This is a genomic window from Dactylosporangium sp. McL0621 (assembly GCF_049995355.1).
GTDB lineage: Bacteria > Actinomycetota > Actinomycetes > Mycobacteriales > Micromonosporaceae > Dactylosporangium.
The window spans coordinates 7,137,062-7,154,455 of record NZ_CP188259.1 but is presented as its reverse complement, the minus strand read 5'-3'; the positions used below and the strand labels follow the sequence as shown (position 1 = coordinate 7,154,455).

At 74.8% G+C, this 17,394-nt stretch carries 15 protein-coding genes; 7 read left to right on the top strand and 8 right to left on the bottom strand.

Going from position 1 to position 17,394, the window contains the following annotated elements; all coding sequences use genetic code 11:
• The first annotated feature begins 402 nt into the window (after positions 1-402).
• A complete protein-coding gene (locus ACPPVO_RS33720; protein WP_426502581.1) occupies positions 403-615 on the top strand; it encodes a hypothetical protein in 213 nt (70 codons plus the stop codon).
• Here the strand turns inward: ACPPVO_RS33720 and ACPPVO_RS33715 are convergent.
• Positions 578-1,117 carry a TetR/AcrR family transcriptional regulator gene (locus tag ACPPVO_RS33715; protein ID WP_426502580.1) on the bottom strand — a complete coding sequence of 180 codons (540 nt, stop codon included), beginning with the start codon at positions 1,115-1,117 and terminating at the stop codon, positions 578-580. The genes ACPPVO_RS33720 and ACPPVO_RS33715 overlap by 38 nt on opposite strands.
• A gap of 98 nt (positions 1,118-1,215) precedes the next feature.
• On the opposite strand from ACPPVO_RS33715, the gene ACPPVO_RS33710 reads away from it, so the two are divergent.
• Positions 1,216-1,638, top strand: a complete 423-nt coding sequence (locus ACPPVO_RS33710; protein ID WP_426502579.1) for a nitroreductase/quinone reductase family protein — start codon at positions 1,216-1,218, stop codon at positions 1,636-1,638.
• Positions 1,639-1,746: 108 nt separating this feature from the next.
• Here ACPPVO_RS33710 and ACPPVO_RS33705 read toward each other — a convergent pair whose 3' ends face one another.
• Together ACPPVO_RS33705 and ACPPVO_RS33700 are read right to left on the bottom strand one after the other, a co-directional pair.
• The gene (locus tag ACPPVO_RS33705; RefSeq protein ID WP_426502578.1) at positions 1,747-2,643 is read right to left on the bottom strand and encodes an SAM-dependent methyltransferase; all 897 of its coding nucleotides are present in this window, start codon (positions 2,641-2,643) and stop codon (positions 1,747-1,749) included.
• Between the two features lie 147 nt (positions 2,644-2,790).
• Positions 2,791-3,477, bottom strand: a complete 687-nt coding sequence (locus ACPPVO_RS33700; RefSeq protein ID WP_426502577.1) for a hypothetical protein — start codon at positions 3,475-3,477, stop codon at positions 2,791-2,793.
• A gap of 688 nt (positions 3,478-4,165) precedes the next feature.
• On the opposite strand from ACPPVO_RS33700, the gene ACPPVO_RS33695 reads away from it, so the two are divergent.
• Positions 4,166-4,933: a class I SAM-dependent methyltransferase gene (locus ACPPVO_RS33695; protein WP_426502576.1), complete on the top strand. Its 768-nt coding sequence runs from the start codon at positions 4,166-4,168 to the stop codon at positions 4,931-4,933.
• Positions 4,934-5,007: 74 nt separating this feature from the next.
• Here the strand turns inward: ACPPVO_RS33695 and ACPPVO_RS33690 are convergent, their stop codons facing one another.
• The 5 genes from ACPPVO_RS33690 to ACPPVO_RS33670 are packed head-to-tail and all read right to left on the bottom strand — an operon-like array spanning position 5,008 to position 11,168.
• Positions 5,008-5,607: a cellulose binding domain-containing protein gene (locus ACPPVO_RS33690; RefSeq protein ID WP_426502575.1), complete on the bottom strand. Its 600-nt coding sequence runs from the start codon at positions 5,605-5,607 to the stop codon at positions 5,008-5,010.
• Positions 5,604-5,978 (bottom strand): DUF742 domain-containing protein, encoded by a 375-nt coding sequence (locus ACPPVO_RS33685; protein ID WP_360387470.1) that lies wholly within the window; start codon positions 5,976-5,978, stop codon positions 5,604-5,606. Before ACPPVO_RS33685 ends, ACPPVO_RS33690 begins: the two co-directional genes overlap by 4 nt.
• Positions 5,975-7,579: a nitrate- and nitrite sensing domain-containing protein gene (locus ACPPVO_RS33680; RefSeq protein WP_426514746.1), complete on the bottom strand. Its 1,605-nt coding sequence runs from the start codon at positions 7,577-7,579 to the stop codon at positions 5,975-5,977. The genes ACPPVO_RS33685 and ACPPVO_RS33680 overlap by 4 nt, the downstream gene beginning before the upstream one ends.
• Complete coding sequence (locus ACPPVO_RS33675) at positions 7,579-10,086, bottom strand: LuxR C-terminal-related transcriptional regulator (protein ID WP_426502574.1); 2,508 nt, start codon at positions 10,084-10,086, stop codon at positions 7,579-7,581. The genes ACPPVO_RS33680 and ACPPVO_RS33675 overlap by 1 nt, the downstream gene beginning before the upstream one ends.
• Entirely contained in the window at positions 10,083-11,168 is a 1,086-nt protein-coding gene (locus ACPPVO_RS33670; RefSeq protein WP_426502573.1) for an Hsp70 family protein, read from the bottom strand. The genes ACPPVO_RS33675 and ACPPVO_RS33670 overlap by 4 nt, the downstream gene beginning before the upstream one ends.
• Positions 11,169-11,432: 264 nt before the next feature.
• On the opposite strand from ACPPVO_RS33670, the gene ACPPVO_RS33665 reads away from it, so the two are divergent.
• The 4 genes from ACPPVO_RS33665 (at position 11,433) to ACPPVO_RS33650 (ending at position 17,281) form a co-directional block, all read left to right on the top strand.
• Entirely contained in the window at positions 11,433-12,188 is a 756-nt protein-coding gene (locus ACPPVO_RS33665; RefSeq protein ID WP_426502572.1) for an IniB N-terminal domain-containing protein, read from the top strand.
• Between the two features lie 19 nt (positions 12,189-12,207).
• Positions 12,208-14,094: a dynamin family protein gene (locus tag ACPPVO_RS33660; RefSeq protein ID WP_426502571.1), complete on the top strand. Its 1,887-nt coding sequence runs from the start codon at positions 12,208-12,210 to the stop codon at positions 14,092-14,094.
• On the top strand, positions 14,091-15,548 hold the full coding sequence (locus ACPPVO_RS33655) for a hypothetical protein (protein WP_426502570.1): 1,458 nt from the start codon (positions 14,091-14,093) through the stop codon (positions 15,546-15,548). Before ACPPVO_RS33660 ends, ACPPVO_RS33655 begins: the two co-directional genes overlap by 4 nt.
• Positions 15,549-16,102: 554 nt before the next feature.
• Positions 16,103-17,281, top strand: coding sequence for a CapA family protein (locus tag ACPPVO_RS33650; RefSeq protein ID WP_426502569.1), 1,179 nt, complete (start codon positions 16,103-16,105; stop codon positions 17,279-17,281).
• Positions 17,282-17,394 lie beyond the last annotated feature (113 nt).

Below are 17,394 nucleotides of genomic sequence, written 5' to 3'. Positions count from 1 at the left end.
ACCGTCGAACAGTAGCGGTTGCGACCGAAGCGGTTGGGACCGATCGTCCGGCCAGCGCAACACTGCGACCGTGTTCGATGTGCCGAAGTCGACTGCGAGCTGAAGGCCACCCACCGGCGCAGCCTAGCGAAGCGTCATGGGGCATCGATCCCCGCCCCGGCCGGGGGTGCTGCCGGTATGGCATATCCCGGACGACTCGGCGAACGCCGTCAACGCACTGGCGCGGAGGCGTCGGCCGGCGGGTTCGGTGCGCTCCATGGCGATGGCTGCGGCAGGGACCCGGTCCGCGACAACCGGCCGACCAGCGCCCGGCAGCACCGGCCAACGCCCAGGGACGGCACCGCGAGCGTGCCGTCCCGCACCGGACCCTGCCCAACCGCATCGAAGCATGAGGACCGCTAGATGCTCGAGCACGCCGACGCATCCATCACATTGCGGCAATGGCTCGACGTCGTGCGCCGCGCCCGACTCGGACGGACCCCGAAAGCCGTCGCGCTGATGCTGGCCACCTACGCCGACAACGACGGCCGCCGTGTCTTCCCCAGCGTCACGCGGCTCGCCGTGGATCGCCGATTCATCACTCCAGACGATCAAGTGCGTCCAGGCGCAGCTTGACGAGCGATGTCAGCTCGCGGCGGGCGGTGCGTAGGCCGGCCGGGTCGGCCGGAGGCAGACAGGCGCCTTTGACTGCCAGGATCAAGAGCCGCGCGACAGGCCCGCTCCGCCGACGGGGGAGCGGCGCCATCATGCGCTCCAGCGCCAGCCGCCAGCGCTCCTCCGCCTGTGCCACGGTCCGCGCGACGACCGGGTCCCGGCGCGCGTGCAGGGCGACCTCTGCCAGCACGTGTGCAAGCCGCGGATCGTCCTCCAGCAGTGCGAAGACCCGGTCCAGGTGCGCCACCACCCGCCGGGCCGGGTCGGTCAGCTCCGGCGCCGCGGCGCGCCGGAAGAACACGTCGTGCCCGTACTCGACCACGGCCCGGATCAGGTCATCTTTGCTGGTGAGATGGTAGTGCACGGTGGCGATGTTCACCCCGGCCGCGGCGGCGACGTCGCGCATCCGGAGCCCGTACAGCCCATTTTCGGCCACGCACCGGTAGGCCGCCTCGACGATCACGTCGCGGCGCCCGGGATCCTTCTGTGATGTCCCCACCCCGTGACGGTACCGCTGGCCGACGCTATGCTCCAATCAATCAGTTGATTGGAGACCCTGGCATGCAATCGGCGTTGAACCTGGTCATGCGGGCAGTCCTCGCCACCCCGGTACTGCACCGGACGGTCAGCAACCGTGTACTGCTGCTCGACGTCGTCGGGCGCAAGTCGCAGCGACGGTATCGGATCCCGGTCGGCTACGTCGCGACCGCGGACGGCCTGCTCATCGGCACCGCCGGCCGCTGGCGGCGCAACCTGCGCCCAGATTTGCCGGTGCAGGTCACGATCGGCCGCCGGCGGCGCGACATGCTGGCGGAGGTGGTCACCGACGAGGAAACGTGCACCGAACTGTACCGCTCGATCCTGGCCCACAACCCGGTCCACGGCCGTTACGCCCGGATCCGCCGCTTGCCCGGCGGCGCACCGGACCCCGACGACCTCCGCGCAGCCCTCGCCCGGGGCGTCGCGGTCGTCCGCCTCCACTGACGCGTCGGTGGAGGACGAAGGCCGCTATCAACCTGAAGCTATGGAGGATCGGCGCTCGGCGCGGAACCCGTAGGCGTGGAAAGACACGGCGCGGCGGTGGCTGTCGCGTCAGCGCAGGCCCACGGTCAGGCCGGGCGCGCCGGGCGGCAGCTGGACCCGCCTGACCGCCGTCAGGCCGTGCGCCGCGAGCAGCCGGGCCGCCGAGTCGCCGTCCAGCGGGGTGCCGCCGTAGCTGACGGTCTTGAAGCGGGCGATCGCGTTCTCCAGCTCGGTGCCCTCGTAGATTCCGTGTCCGATCATCAGCATGCCGCCCGGCCGCAGCGCGGCCGCGATGTGGGCGACGCCGTTGCTGAAGGCCGGCTCCGGGACGAAGGGCGCCGGAATCCAGGCGAGGTCGTAGTCGGCCTCGTCGGCCAGCTCCGCCACGTCCGCGTGCAGCACCTTGACGCGGTCGGCGACCGCGGACGCCGCGATCTGGGCCTGTGCCAGCCGCAACACCCTCGGCTCGACGTCGAGGCCGACCACGTGCAGCCGGGGAAACGCCTGGGCGTAGCCGATCGCGAGGGCGCCGACGCCGGTGCCCACGTCGAGCATCCGGGCGCCCGGACGGGCGAGCCGGTCGGCGAGGTCGGCGAAGTGCGGCAGCACGAACCTCGTGAACAGTGCGGCCGCCGACCCGCTCGCGCGGCCCTGCGCGATCAGCGTCTCGTCGCTGTGGGCCGACCAGCCGGCGTGCGATCCGTCCAGCAAGGCGGCGGCCTGCAGCAGCGGCGAGGCGGCCATGCCGTGGACCTGCTCCGCGGAGAACGGCAGGCGCGACGGGTCGGCCAGCGCGTCGCCCAGCCCGGCCGCGGCCATGACATCGCGAGCCGCGCCGGCCAGCGCGCCGCCGGCCGCGCCGCCGGTGGCCACGGCCAGCGCCGCCAGGCACGTCGCGCCCAGGTCCCATTCGCGCACCGCGCCGGTGACCCGCATGGTTGCCTGCTCGTCGGTCGTCTCGCTCACGAACGCTCCTGTCAAGGCCGGGGCCCAACCGTACTCCCACGGCCGCGCGCCCGCTCAGGCGAAACCCCGGGACGCGGTCCGTCACCAGGCCCGGGTCGTGCAGCGGGACGTCGTGGCTCGCGCCCGTGACGACCTCGACTCGGGCCGCTACACGGTGGTCTCGGTCTGGCTGAGCCGTCGCGGATCGTCCCGCCCCCAAGGCATTCTGGGCCGGTCCCGGGCCGCCTTGAACGAATCGAACGGCATCCGCACTGTCGGTGCAGGATTCAGGTCCGATGCTCGAGCAGGTCGTCGGCGAGTTCCGTCATCTGGTCGGTGGCACCGATGGCGCAGGGCCAGTGGTGCGTCGTGGCCGCCCAGCGCTAGACCGCGCTGGTTGGCCGGGTGTATCCCGTCCCGGTCGGACGTGAGGACGTCGAACAGTACCGGCCCGGTTCCGGGTAGCGGCATCACCTGCGCTTCGACGGTGATGTCCAGCCCGACGTCGACTCGGGATGCGTAGCCAGGGTCATCGACCCGAATAATGACTCGCTGTGGACCTGTCCGCGAGATCCGCTGCGTCCACCGCACGAGCCTTTCAAGGTCACCAACGAAGATCCGGTAGTCCTCCAACGCCAGGTCCCCGTCGAAGACCAGCGTTCCGAGTAGCGGCATTGAACCTGACCAGAACGACACTCGGGTATGGCCGGCCTGGCCACGTGTCTTGACCACAACATGCCGCCCGTCGGCGTCGGCCGGTCCGTCGCCCCAGTCCAGCTCCGGCCAACTGGTCGACCCCACGACGAGCAGACCATGGTTCGCATACACCTCGACCGCGCCCGACAACATCTGCAATCAGCCTCCACAACCACCGCCCGGCACGCAGGCGCCTGCGCCCGTGGCCAAAACATAGCGCGAGCCGCCGATGCCGCCTGGTCGGGTGCGCACATCTGCCGCGATCCAAGCGCTCGATGCTTCGTCGAGCGCGTGGTGCCGGTGGCCTGTGGGTGAGTCAGAATTGCGGCGTGTCATATGACCTTGCCGTTTGGGAGGGTGACCGGCCGGCGGGGCGTGGGCGGCGGTGCTGGCCGCGGAGCACGCGCGCCCGGGAAGAGTGGACGGTCCTGATCGAGGGCCACCACGACGGCTACCTGTCCTGGCCCGAGTACCTGGCGGCCGAGGCGAAGCCGGCCGCCAACAACACCCAGAAACACGCCCGGCCGGTGCGTGAAGCCGTCGCTTCCGGCCAAGGACTCCCTGTAGGCCCTGGCCGCGGACCTGCCCCGGCTGTGGCAGGCCGAGACCACCAGCCCCCGCGACCGCAGACGGCTGCTGCACACCCCCCGACGCGGTCTACAACTGGCTGCGCCTCGGGCCGGTGCCCGCCCGCCGGGGTCCCGGCGGACGCTGGTGCATCCCCTGGGACCCGGCCACGCAGGAGATCTACCGGCAGAAGATTGCAGGCTCGTTCCGGCTCAAGCCGGCCCTGCCGACACAGCACACCGCAGCCCGAACCGAACCCCCGCCGCGGTGAGCACACCAGATGCATCAGCACGACGAGGATCAGGGGGAGCAGATGGTGACCGAATGGACCAACGACATGGCCATCCAACGCTGGGGGACGATGCCCCGCGACGCGTTGCAGGCCACGGCACACGACGGCGACTTCGCCAAACGCCATCTGATCAACCCGGTCCTGCTGCGCATGCTCGGCGACCTGGCCGGGCAGTGGATCCTCGATGCGGGCTGCGGCAACGGTTACCTCAGCCGGATGCTGGCCGGACGCGGCGCCACGGTCGTCGGCGTCGAGCCCGGCCAGTCGCTGTTCGACTTCGCCGTGGAGCAGGAAACCGTTGCGCCGCAAGGTATCCAGTACGTGCAGGCTGACCTGTGCGCCCTGCCGGACCTCGGCGCGTCGTTCGACGCCGTGGTCGCCAGCATGGTCCTGCCCGCCAACCCAGACTGGACCGGCGCCATGCGGGCGTGTGTGCACGCGCTCAAGCCCGGCGGGCTGTTCGTGTTCACCGTCAACCACCCCTGCTTCGAGCAGCTGTGGACCACCTGGCGCCGGCACGGCGAGTACCGCACCGCCCGCTACCTCGCCGAGTACGAGATCCCCGGGCCCAGCGGTGTCGACTTCCACCGCACCATCGCGACCTACCTCAACCAGCTCACCAGACTGGGCTGCCAGCTGACCGAGATCGCCGAGCCCGGCCTGACGCCGCAGCTCGCCGAGGACGGCCCCGGCGGCATCGACGCCTACGCCCAGCTGCCGAACTTCCTCATCGTCGCCGCGCGACGAGCGGCCTGACCATCACGACCGGTCCCGCCATGCCGCCGCGGCGGGCGGCACCGGTAGTCTCGAGCCCGTGGCGACGGCCGGTTTCAGCCCACGCCCTGGCAGGGGTTGGCGTCGATCCGGCACGCGGTCGGATCGGCGTCGAGCAGGGCCGCGCCGCTGACCCGGAACGACACCGTGACCGAGCTGGCCGGGCCGACCTTGACGGTGGCCGCCGTCGGGATGAACGTCCACGCGGCGCCGTCGCGGGTCACCGTCGCGCCTTCGACGTCGGCGATGCCCAGGGTGACGCGCGGCAGCGTCAGCGTGACGGTCCAGCCGCTCACAGTGGCCGCGCCCTGGTTGGCGACGGTGACCGTGGCCGGGTAGCCCGCCAGGCCGCCGTCGGGGCCGCGGGCGAAGCGAGCGGTCAGGGGTACCGCAGCGGTCCTGGACTGGGCGGACCCGGCAGGGCGCGGCGGCGCGCCCGACGGCGGCGGCGCGGGCGCCGACCCGATCTGCTGTGCGACCGCGTCCGGGCGCCCGGCCGGCGACGGGGCAGCGGCGGCGCCCGGCGGCCGGGCCGCGGACGTCGGCGCGGAGGACGGCCACAGGAACGCCTCGACCAGCGCGCCGGTGCCGAGCACGGTGACCGCCGCGGCGGCGACCAGTCCGCCGGAGAGCCCGTAGCGGTGCAGGGCTCTCACAGCGCACGCAGCCCGGTGAGGACCTTGTCCAGCAGCCCCTTCGACGGCGCCTCGCCGGTCCGGGCCGGCCCGGCAGCGAGCAGCCCAGCGCGGTGCAGGTCGGACACCAGCACCCGCGCGGAGTGCAGTGGCAGCCCGAGCCCGGCGGCGACCTCGGCGAGCGACACTGGCCGCGCGCACAGCCGCAGGATCTCTGATTGCTCCGGGGTCAGCTCCTCCAGGCCGGTGGGCGCCGGCCCGGCGGTCAGCACCGCGGCCGGGTCGAGGGGCCCGGCGCCGCTGGCGACGCGGCCGCGGGTCAGGGCGAACAGCCGGACCACGCGACCGGCGTCTTCGTCGTACCAGACCTCGTCGGCCAGGTCGCGCGTCATGGTGCGATCCTTTCCGGCTCGGGCTCCGCGTCGTCGCACTGCATGGGGATCTCCAAGGTGCCGGCATCGGTTGGGACGATCAGCGTGAGAGGGAGCCGTACCCGGGCCACGATGCCGCCGCGGGGCGCCGCACTGAGGTCGACCTCGATGTCGTGCTCGCGGGCCAGGCGGCCGGTCAGGCGCAGGCCGGTGCGGGGAGCGTCGCCGGCGGCGGGCGGGCGGTAGGGCCGGGCGAGGGCGTCGTGCGCCGCGGCCAGCTCCGCCACGCCCAGGCCGGGGCCGCGGTCCTGCACCAGGATGGTGTACGTCGTGAGGCCCAGCTCCCCGGTCACCCACACGGTGGCATCGCCGGGCGCGGCGCGGGTGGCGTTGTCGATGAGCTCGGTCAGCAGGTGGGTGACGGCGCCGACGGCCGGCCCGGCGAGGGCGGCGGCGTCGACGGTGGCGACCATCACCGCGGCGTGCCGCTCGACCGACGCGGCGGCGGCGCGGGCCACGTCGACGATCGGGACCGGGCGGCGCCAGCGGCGGCCGGGCTCGGCGCCGGCGAGCAGGATCGCCCGTTCGGCGTAGCGGCGCAGCTGGGTCGCGAGGTGGTCGGCGCGAAACAGCGCGGCCAGGTCGTCGGCATCGCGGTCGCGCCGCTGCAGGTCGTCCAGCACGGCCAGCTGGCGGTGCAACAGCGCCTGGCTGCGCTGCGCGAGCTGCACCAGCACGGCCGCATCGACGTCCGCGGCGGCCGGGGGCGCCGTGTACCGCCGGAGCCGGTGCGCGGCCAGCACCGTGACCAGCCCCAGGCCGGTGTAGAGCCCGGCCAGGGCGACGGACCAGGCGCCGGGCCCGGCGGCAGCGTCGGCCTCATGGCGTACCGCCGCCGCCACCGCCGCGAGGTCCGCGGACAGTGCCGGGTCGGCGGCCGCCCGCCAACCCGGGGCGTCAACCGTCCCTTCGCCGCACAGCAGGGCATCCTCGGCGGCGACCAGCGCGGCCGGCGGCGCGTCGCCGGCGCTCAGCATCCGCCGGGCGCCGACGAACCGGGCCAATTTCGCCCGATCGGCGTCGCCGGGCCGCGGTGCGGCCGACACGAGGGCGTCCTCGCGGGCCAGCAGCTCCTCGGCGCGGGCACGGTCGGCCGCTGCGCGGGGCAGCACCGCCGCGCCGAGGTCCAGGCCGGCGTCGACGGCGGCGTCGTAGGCGGCCGCGGCGCGGTCTCGGTCCAGCGAGCCGGCGTCGGCGCCGGCGCGCACCGCGGGAAGGGCGGCGACCCGCTCCAGCAGCCGGTCCGCGTCGCCCGCGGCGGCCGGGCGGCTCCACGTGACCCGCAGCCGGCCGGCGGAGCGGCGCAGCCCGGCGGCCAGCTCGTCGGTGCGCCGGCGTAGCCCGGAGAGCCGGTCGCGCACGTCGGTGCCGGCGAGGGCAACTGCGGTGAGCCGCCGCTCCTCCTGCAGCGCGGCGACGACCGGCTGGGCCGGTTCGGCCAGGTCGACCGTGGCCGCCCGGTCGCGGATTGCCGACAGCGCGGTGCTTCCGCCGTGGTACGCGCCGAACGACCAGAGGGCGAGCAGCAGGAGCAGCGGGGTGTACCGCCGCAGCGAGATCATCACGGCGACTCCTCATCGGCGGTGAGCACGCGCAGCCTTGCGAGCAGGTCGGCCCGGGTCGCGCAGCCGAGGCGCTGGCGCATGCGGGCCATGTGGTGCTCGACCGTCTTCGCCGCGATGAACAGGCGGTCGCCGATCTCGCGGTACGTGAGCCCGTCGAGCACCAGGCGCGCCACCTCCCGCTCGCGGTCGCTGAGCACCGCCTCGGCGGCCCGGGCCGCGGCCTCGGCCGGGCGACCGGGTGAGCGGCCCTGCAGGGCGCGGGCGCACTCCAGCAGGGCGGTCATCGCGCGCCGGTCGGTGGTGCGGATCGCGGCCTGGCCGGCGAGGCGGGCCGCGTCCCAGCGGAAGCCCACCTCGTGCAGGCCGCGCGCCGCCGACTCGACCGCGGCCGGGTCGACCCGGCCGTTGAGCACCTCCAGCCAGCTCGCTGCGGCCGCCGCGGCCGCCGCGGCGTAGGCGGTGTGACCGGCGTGCGCGGTGAGCGCGGTGACCTGGCGGGCGGCCAGCGCGGGCTGCTCGGCGATGACCGCGGCGTGCAGCGCGCTCCAGTGCAGCGGCACCGCCCACAGCGGCGGCTCGCCGAGCCCGGCCAGCAGCTGGTCGGCGTCGCGCAGGTGCGTGGTGAGCCAGCGCTGCTGGCCCAGGCGGGCCGCGGCGATCGCGAACTCGCCGAGCGGAAGCAGCGTGAACAGGTCGATGGGGTGGCGGACCAGCGCCTCGCAGGCGACGGGCCAGGCGCGGTGCAGCGCGGCGAGGTCGCTGCGGCGGCGGGCCAGGCCGATGCCGAGGGCGGCGGCGAAGACCAGGTCGCGCGCCTCTGGGCGGTCCGGCCCGGCGCTCGCCGCGGCCAGCCGCGCCTGGGCGCCGGCCAGGTCGCCGCGCACCAGATCCAGCCATGCGCGTAGCAGCGCGTGGCGGCGGGCCAACAGCGCGCCGCCGACGCCGGCGGCGGCCGCCCGGGCCAGCACCGACTCGCCGATGTCCAACTCGCCGCAGTGCAGGGCGACGAGGGCGGCCAGGGCGGCCGGGCTGTCCGGCAGGGCCACCCCCGGCCCGGCCGACTCGAGCAGCGCCGCCGCCTGCACGAGCGCCGACAGCGCGCCGGTGGCCGGACCGGAGACGGACGCCCGCACCCCGCGCGCCATGAGCCCGGCGGCGCCGGCCAGCAGCGTCGGCGGCCCATCGGCGGGCGATTGGCGCAGCGCGGCGTCGGCCTCGGCGGGCTGGCCCACGCCGAGCAGGCCGATCGCGGCGAAGGCGGGGGAGGGGCCGTGGTCGGACCAGCGGTACAGCTCGGCGGAGCGGGCCAGCTGCCCGCGGTGGGCGATGACGGTCGCGGCCAGCAGCGCCGCCTCGGCCCGTTCGGGCGAGCCGGGAGTCGCCATGACTTGGTCGGCCAGGCGTAGCGCGGTGTCGAGGTCGCCGGCCAGCGCCGCTGCCTGGGCCTGCCTGACCGGCGCGGGGCGGCCCGCGGCGGCCGCCGCGGCGAACAGCTCGGCGGCCAGCGCCGGCTCGCCGTCGAACGCCTCCTCGGCCGCGGTGTGCAGGGCCGCGGCGATCCCGGCCCCGCCGGAGCGGTCCAGGTCGCCCGCGCCGGCGGCGAGCAGCGAGCGGACCAGCGGCAGCACCGGCCCACGCCGGTCCAGCTGCAGCTCGGTCAGCCGCCGCCACACCGCGACCCGCTCGGCGGCCGGGGTGAGCGCGGCCAGCGCCAGCCGGGCGATCGGCACCAGCTGCCCGTCCCTTCCGACCAGCCCGGTCGCGCGGGTCGCCGCGAGCGCCTCCTCGGCTTCCCCGCCCACCAGCCCGGCCAGCAGGTCGATCTCCAAGCCGAGACCGGCGTCGGCGGCCAGCAGCACGCGGCGCACGTCCGGATCGAGCTCGTCGAGCTCCGCGGTGAACGCCGCGACCGCCGCCGCCGGCACCTCCAGCCGTACACCGCCGGCCCGGGCGAGGGCCGCGCCGAGCCGGGTGACGTACGCCGGCACGCCCCCGGTCTGGGCGGCCACGAACGCGGCCACCTCCGGGGCCGGGGTCGCCTCCCACGCGGCGGCGAGGCAGGCGCGCACCTGTTCGGGGCCGAACGGGGTCAGCGTGAGCGGCGGCACCGGCCGGGGCAGCGCCCGGGCCAGCTCGAGCAGGGCGGCGGGGCGGGGCCATGGCCGGTAGGCCAGCACGAGCCGGGGCCGCCCGCGGCGCACCCGCTCGAGCAGCGCGGCCAGCCGCGCCGGGTCGAGCAGGTGGGCGTCGTCGACGAGCAGCACCGCGTCGGCGTCCGGCTCGGGGCCGCCCTGCCAGGGCGTGCGCACAGGCACGCCGGCCGCGCCGAGGGCGTCGCTCAGCTCGCGCAGGAGCGCCGTCTTGCCGTGGCCGCCGACCGCGCGTACCTGGGCGCAGGCCACCTCTTCGGGTCCGGCCGCGGCCGCCTCGACGACGGCCTCGACCAGGCGCCGGGCGGGCGCGGACAGCACCAGGCGGCGCGCCACCGCGGGTGTCCGGTTCACGCCGCCCCTCCGCAGGCAGCGCGGGCCACCAGGGCGGCGCCGCGGGCGGGGGCCGACTGGGGATCGTCGTCGGGCAGGATCGGCAGCGCCAGGCGCCCGGCGATGAGGTCGGCGACGAGCGGGGTGCGGGCCGCGCCGCCGACCAGCAGGACGCCGGCGACCTCCTCCGGGTCGTGGTCGCCCTGCCTGACCAAATGGGCGAGGCTCTCGACCGTGCCGCGCAGCAGCGGCCGGGCCATCGCCTCCAGCTCGGTGCGGGTGACGTGCAGGGCGCGGCCGGCCTCCCGGGCCCACCACGGCAGGGGCACCTCGGCCTCGCCCGCGTCGGATAGCCGCTCGCGGGCCTCGGTGCAGTCCCGGCGCAGCAGCACGGCGACCGGGCCGGAGTCGGCGTCCGGCGGCGCCTCGGCGACCGCTCGGCCGATCGCCGCGCGGACGTGGGCGACCAGCGCGTCGTCGAGGTCGGCGCCGCCGACCGCATGCTCCTCGTGGACGAGCACGCCGGCCGGTCCGCGCGGCGGGCGCCGCACCAGAAACGTCGTGCAGCTGCTGCCGCCCAGGTCGTAGCCGGCCAGCAGCGTGGGGCCACGGCGGGTGCCGGCGGCTGCGGCGGCCGCGGCGGGACCGGGCAGCAGGATCACGTCGTCGAGCCCGACCTCGCGCAGCGCCTCGTTGAGACGGCCGAGGCGGTACGGCCCCCAGCCGGTCGGGTGGGTGAGCGCCACCTGGGCGCACCGCTCGCCCTCCTGCTCGCGCAGCCGATCGACGACCAGCCGGACCAGGGCCGCGAGCAGGTCCTGCGGCCGGTACGAGCGGCCCTCGTCGCCGACGACCAGCGGCACGTCGTCGCCGATGCGCCGCATGAAGCCGCGCAGGACGCGCCCGGAGCCGGCGGCCTCATCGGCCCGCACGCCGTCGCCGGTGAGCAGAGCGCCGGCCGGCGTGAGCTCGATCAGCGAGGCGGCGGCCGGCGAGCGGGTGCCCAGCCGGACGGTCTCGGGCTCGCCCCAGGCGCCGTCGCGGCGGCACACGGCAGCGGAGGTGAAGCTTTCACCGATGTCTACTCCCAGGGCGTACGACATGATGTCGATCCTCGATGCGCTGTGCATTTCACCGGACCGTTGGTACCAGAATCGGCATCGACAATCTCCCCTACAAATGGGCCCTAGCGCAAATTCCCCTAATGCCCCTAATCGCAGCTCGGGGCCATCCCCCAAGGAGTCGTCCGGTCACTGGGAGCAATCCCCGATTTGCGGCGCCGCCGCGCGACCTACCTTCGGCGGCGGCGCTGGACGAAGGCATCCAGCCCCGCATATGTTGTTCGGACGCTGCGAGGAGAACCGTTCATGTCGACACCGACGCTGCACGACTTCGTGCTCAACCTGCTCACCGACCCGGACGCGCGGGCCGCGTTCGAGCTCGACCCGCACGGCGTTCTCGCCGATGCTGGCCTGGGAGACATCTCCGAGGCCGACGTCCACGAGGTCATCCCGCTGGTGATGGACTACGCGCCGGTCGGCGACCTGCCGGGCCTGGCCGGGCTGCCCGCGGTCGACGACGCGTCCGGCGGGATCGACGGCGACGTGTCCGGCGCGGTGCGCCAGCTGCAGGACATCACCCAGTTCGCGGTGGCGAGCCACGCCGGCGGCTCGGACTACAACGTCACGGTGGCGACCGCGGCCGGCGTGTCGGCCACCGTCGGCGGGCTGCCGCTCACGCCGGTCGGCGGCCCCGAGCTTTCGCTGTTCGCCGACCCGGGCAGTACCCTCGACGCGGTCGATCCGGCTCACCCGGTCCTCGGCGTCGTCGACCCGGTCGTCGGCGTGACCGACCCGGTCCTGCACACTGCCGACCCGTTGGTGGGCACCGTCGCGGACCCGGTGCTGCACACCGCGGACCCCGTGCTGCACACCGCGGACCCCCTGCTGCACACGGCCGACCCGTTGCTCGGCACGATCACCAACGTGGCGCCGGTCACCGGGGTGACCGACACCGTGCACCACACGGTCTCCGGTGTGACCGGCGGAATCCTGCCGGCGGGCCACGACGCCGGGCCCGCGGACGGGCACGACGGCGGCCTGCTGGACCACCTGCTGCACTAGGGACGGAAGTCGCACGTTGATGGACATCTGGGAGGCCGGGCTCGAGGCCCAGTCGCGTCCGGCTTCTCCCCGTGCACCGCAGCCACGCTGGCTGGACCTGCTCGAGCGCACCACCCGGATCTGCGCCGACCACGAGCGGCCCGACCTGGTGCGCCGGCTGGGCCGCCGGCGCGCTCGGCTGCTCGACCCGCAGCTTCGGGTCATGGTCGTCGGCGAGGCCGGGCGGGGCAAGAGCCGGCTCATCAACGCGCTGCTCGGCGCCGAGGTGTGCCCGGTCGGCGACGACCCGCCGCGGAGCGTGACCATGGTGGTCCAGCACGCGTCCGCGCCCGGCGCCCACCTGGTCCACGGCCGGGCGTCCCGCTTCGAGGACGAGCCCCGCGAGGACCGCCGGCCGGTGCCCGTCGAGGGCCTCGCCGAGCGGCTCGGCGGCGCCGCGGGCGGCGACGTGCTCTACGCCGAGATCGGGCTGCCCCGCGCGCTGCTGGCCGGCGGGCTGGCGCTGATCGAGGCAACCGGCGTGGACTGGTCCGACCCGGCGCCGGCGGTCGCCGGGATCGCGGCACTGACCCGCGCCGACACCGTGCTGTTCGTCACCGAGGCGACCCGCGAGCTGTCCGCCACCGAGCTGGGCGTGCTGGCGGGCCTCGGGCGGACCTACCCGGGCCTGGCCGTCGCGCTCACCAAGACCGACCTGACCCCGGACTGGCGCGGCGTCCTGGAGCGCAACCGCCGCCTCCTGCAGAACGCGGGCGTGCCGGCCGTGCTCCTCGGCCTGTCCGCCGCCCTCCGGCTGCACGCGGTCGCCACCGGCGACCAGGCGCTCAACGCCGAGTCGGGGTTCGGGCACCTGGTCGCATACCTGCGCGACCTCGCGTCCGGCAAGAGCGAGCGCCTAGCGCCCGCCGCGTCCGGGCTCGCGGCCCGCACCGCGCTCGAGGATCTGGCCGTCGCCCTGCGCGCGGAGCAGTCCGCTCCCCGGCCCAACCCGCCCGACGCCATGTCGCGAGTGCACGCCGCCCAGCGCGCCCTGGAGGAGCTGCGCCGGTGCACCGCCCGCTGGCAGTACGCGCTCGCTGACGAGGTCGCCGACCTGGTCTCCGAGATCGAGTACGACCTGCGCGACCGGACCCGGGCCGTGCTGCGCCGGGCCGAGGAGAGCCTGGACGCCGAGGATCCGGCCCGCAACTGGCGCTCGTTCGCCGAGTGGCTGGACGGCTCGCTGCGCGACACCGCCGAGGCGAACCTGGGCCAGCTGGCCGAACGCCTCGCCGGCCTGGCCGACCGCGTCGCCGCCGAGTTCCCGCCCGGCGCCGGCGCCTACCCTCCACAGTGGACGTCGCCCCGGCTGCGCGACGCGCCCGGGCGGGTCGGGCACCTCGACCGGCCCGCGCTGGACCGGCTCTCGATCGGCCAGAAGGTGTTCACCGGCCTACGCGGCTCCTACGGCGGCGTGCTCATGTTCGGCCTGGCCACCGGCCTGGCCGGGATGCCGCTGATCAACCCGGTATCGCTCGGCGCCGGCGCCCTGTTCGCCGGCAAGAGCATTCGTGACGAGAGCCGCTCGGCCCGCACGCGGCGCCAGGCCACCGTGAAGCTCGCCGTGCAGCGCCACGTCGACGACATCTTCACCCGGCTCAACAAGGACGCCAAGGACGCGATCCGGCAGGCCCAGCGGGCGCTGCGCGGGCACTTCACCGACCTGTCGGAGCGGCTGCAGCAGGAGATCGTCGAGTCGGCGCGCCACGCGCAGCGGGCCGTTGACGACGACGCCGCGGTGCGCGAGCACCGGGCCCGGCACATCCAGCGCGAGCTGGCGCAGCTGGCCGGGCTCTACCGGCAGGCGACCGCGCTGAGCGCGGGCCGCCCGGCGCTGATCCCCGCCCAGCGCGGGCCGTCGGCGTGAGCGCCGGCGTGCGCGAGGAGGTGCGCGCGCTGATGGGGGAGGCGCTGTACCTGTACGGTGACAGCCCTCGCGTCACGACCTGGCTGCGCGACCACCTCGACCGCGTCGACGGGCCGCTGCGCCTCGCGGTCGCCGGCCCCGAGGGCGCGGGCAAGTCGACGCTCGTGAACGTCCTCCTCGGCGAGGACGCCGCGCCCGTGCCGACCGGCCTGACCGGTTTCGGCGGATGCCCGATCGTCTGGTACCAGGACGGGCCCGCCCCCCGCGTGACCGTCTTCCCTTCGGAGGGACCGGCGCACGAGCTCACCGCGGCGCGCACCGGCGACGGGCTGCGCCTCGAGCCCGGCCGCCCGCCCCCGCCGGACGCCGCCGAGGTCATCGTGGAGCTGCCCGTCCGGGCGCTGCGCCACGTCCGGCTCGCCGACGCCCCGCCCGTGCGGGTCAGGCCGGGCGACGGCGACCTCGCGCCGGCCCGGCGGGTGCTGCGCGACGCGGACGCGGTGCTGTACCTCACCCGCCAGGTCGACGACGCCACGCTGCGCTTCCTGCGTCTGGCCCGCCAGGGTGCGGTCGCCGCCGCCGCGCCGGTCGGTGTGCTCACCGTGCTGTCCCGCGCGGACGAGGTGGCCGGCGGCGGCATCGGCGCGCTCGTCGAGGCCAAGCAGATCGCCCGCCGGCACCGCCGCGACCCGGTGACGGGTCCGCTCGCGCACCACGTCGTCGCCGTCTCGCCGCGGCTCGCCCGGGCCGCCGCCACGCTCACCGCCGCCGAGTACGCCGCGCTGGCCGCGATCGCCGTGGTGCCGCGCGCCGCCGTGGAGCCGCATCTGCTTTCCGCGGACCGCTTCGCCGCCGCGCAGTTCCCCGCCCCGGTCGATCCACCGACCCGCCGCGCGCTGCTGGATCGCCTCGGCCTGCCCGGCGTGCGCCTGTGCGTCACGCTGGTGCGCACCGGCGAGGCGACCCGGGACCGCCTCGCCGCGGCGCTGTCCCGCCGCGGCGGCCTCGCCGACCTGCGTGAGTCGGTCCGCGAGCTGTTCCTGGACCGCCGCGACGCGCTGCAGGCCCGCTCGGCGCTGATCGCCCTGGAGTTCGTGCTGCGCGCCGAGCCGCGCCCGGGCGCGGACTACCTGCTGGGCGAACTCGAGCGGATCGCAGCCAGCGCGCACGACTTCCGTGAGCTGCGCCTGCTCGCCGCGCTGCGCGCCGGCCGGGTGAGTCTGCCGGGCCCGCTGGCTGCCGACGCCCGCCGCCTGGCCGGCGCACACGGCACGAGCGCCGCGGCCCGCCTGGATCAGCCCGAGGAGGCCGGCCCGACGCAGCTGTGGCCGGCCGCCCGCGACGCGCTGCTGCGCTGGCGGCCCGCCGTGGAGGACGTCGCGCTGACCGCGGCCCAGCGCCGGGCCGCCGCCGTCGTGGTCCGCACGTGCGAGGGCCTGCTCGCCGAGCACTGAGACAACATTTCTTACACCGCGACGAGCATCGCTCACCGGCCGGGGTTGCCATGGAGCCACGCCCGATCGTGAGCTGCTCGTCGAGGCGTTCGAAACACTCCTCCGACCGCTGGACGAGCAGGGCGGGGGCCGGGGAATGCCCCGATGACTCACCCGGCGCCGCCGCGTCTTCGGCGTAACGTTTGATATGGACCTACGAGACGTGCGGGAGAGCCCAACTGGGTGACAGTTGAGCTGAGAGGCTGAACGACCGAGAGGTCGCACGGCGATCCCACTACCTGATCCAGGTAATGCTGGCGAAGGGAAACCGCCTCGTAGGTCTTTGCTGTGCCCAGATCGCGGTTGGCCGCCCGATCGATGCGGGCCGGCAGGTGGCTGAGGCGCTCCGGGCCCCGGCAGCTGTGCTGAGAACAGGTCGTCATTGTGTGACGTTTCCGCAAATACTGGTCTTCGGGGTATGCCTCAGGGCGCCTGGACCGTGTGCGGGTGGTCTATCGGGTGGTTGGTGGTGACGATGGGTCAGGCGAGAGGTCGCGCTTGCCATGCTCGCGTCCGTGCGAAGCAAGCAACCCGCCTCCGTCTGCCTGACCCTTGTCGTCGCTGCATTCGTCGCCGGGGCCGGTGCCTGTACGAACGCCGTCAAGCCGGCCGCCGTCGAGCGATCGGTGCCGGCACCCGCCACGTCCTCAGGCCGCCCCACGACGCTTAGCGTCGTCGCGGCGGGGGACCTGTTCGTGCCGCCCGACCTGACCGCGCAGGCCGCCGCCGACGCACGCACGGCCGGCAAGCCCGGCCACGACTTCACGCAGATCCTCGCCGCGGTCGCCCCGATCATCCGGCCGGCGGATCTGGCGGTCTGTCACGTGGAGCAGCCGCTCGCCCCGCCAGAGGGCCCGTTCACCGGTTGGCCGACCTTCAGCGCGCCCCCGCAGCTGGCCGACGCAGCAGCCCAGGCCGGCTTCGACACCTGCTCCACCGCCTCGAACCACACCCTGGACCACGGCGAGGAAGGCGTACGGCGCACGCTGGACAACCTCGATCGGGTCGGACTGCACCACAGCGGATCGGCGCGCTCCGAGGCGGAAGCCGCTACGCCCAACGTCTTCAGCGTGCGCGGCGTGAAGGTCGCGCAGCTGGCGTACACGTTCAGCTTCAACGGCATCAAACGGCCGTCGGACAAGCCGTGGATCGCCAACCCTATCGACGTCCCGAAGATCCTCCAGGACGCGCACGCGGCCAAACAGGCCGGTGCAGAGATCGTCATCCTATCTATGCATTGGGGGTGGACCGAATTCCAGAACGCGCCGGACTCCGACCAGATCAACCAAGCCACGCGGTTGCTCGCCAGCCCTGACGTCGACCTGATCATCGGCATGCACGTTCACGTCGTGCAGCCGTTCGAGAAGATCGGCGACAAATGGGTCGCGTACGGCCTGGGCAACCTCTTGTGTCGCTTCTCGGACGGCACTGCGGAGAACACCCAGGATTCGGCGGTGCCCCGGTTCACGTTCACCGAAGTCGCCCCCCGGACGTGGCGGGTCACCGACGTCGAGGTACACCCCATGTTCATGGCCTACTACCCGCAGGCCCGCTTGGTCGACGTCGCGGCAGCGGCCAGCGGCGCCGCGCCCGGCAGCGGCTACGCCCGCATCCTGCAGCGCATCTCCGGCTACGTGAACATGCGCGGCGCCATGGCCACCGGGCTACGTATGGCAGGTCCGGCCGGTCACTGAAGATCCACCCCGCAGCGCTGGGGTTCGTCCACATCGCGCTGGTCGGCGGAGAGTTCGACGTCATCCTGTTGGTACAGGACGAGACCCAGGGCATGCCGGGTGTCGTCGGCACA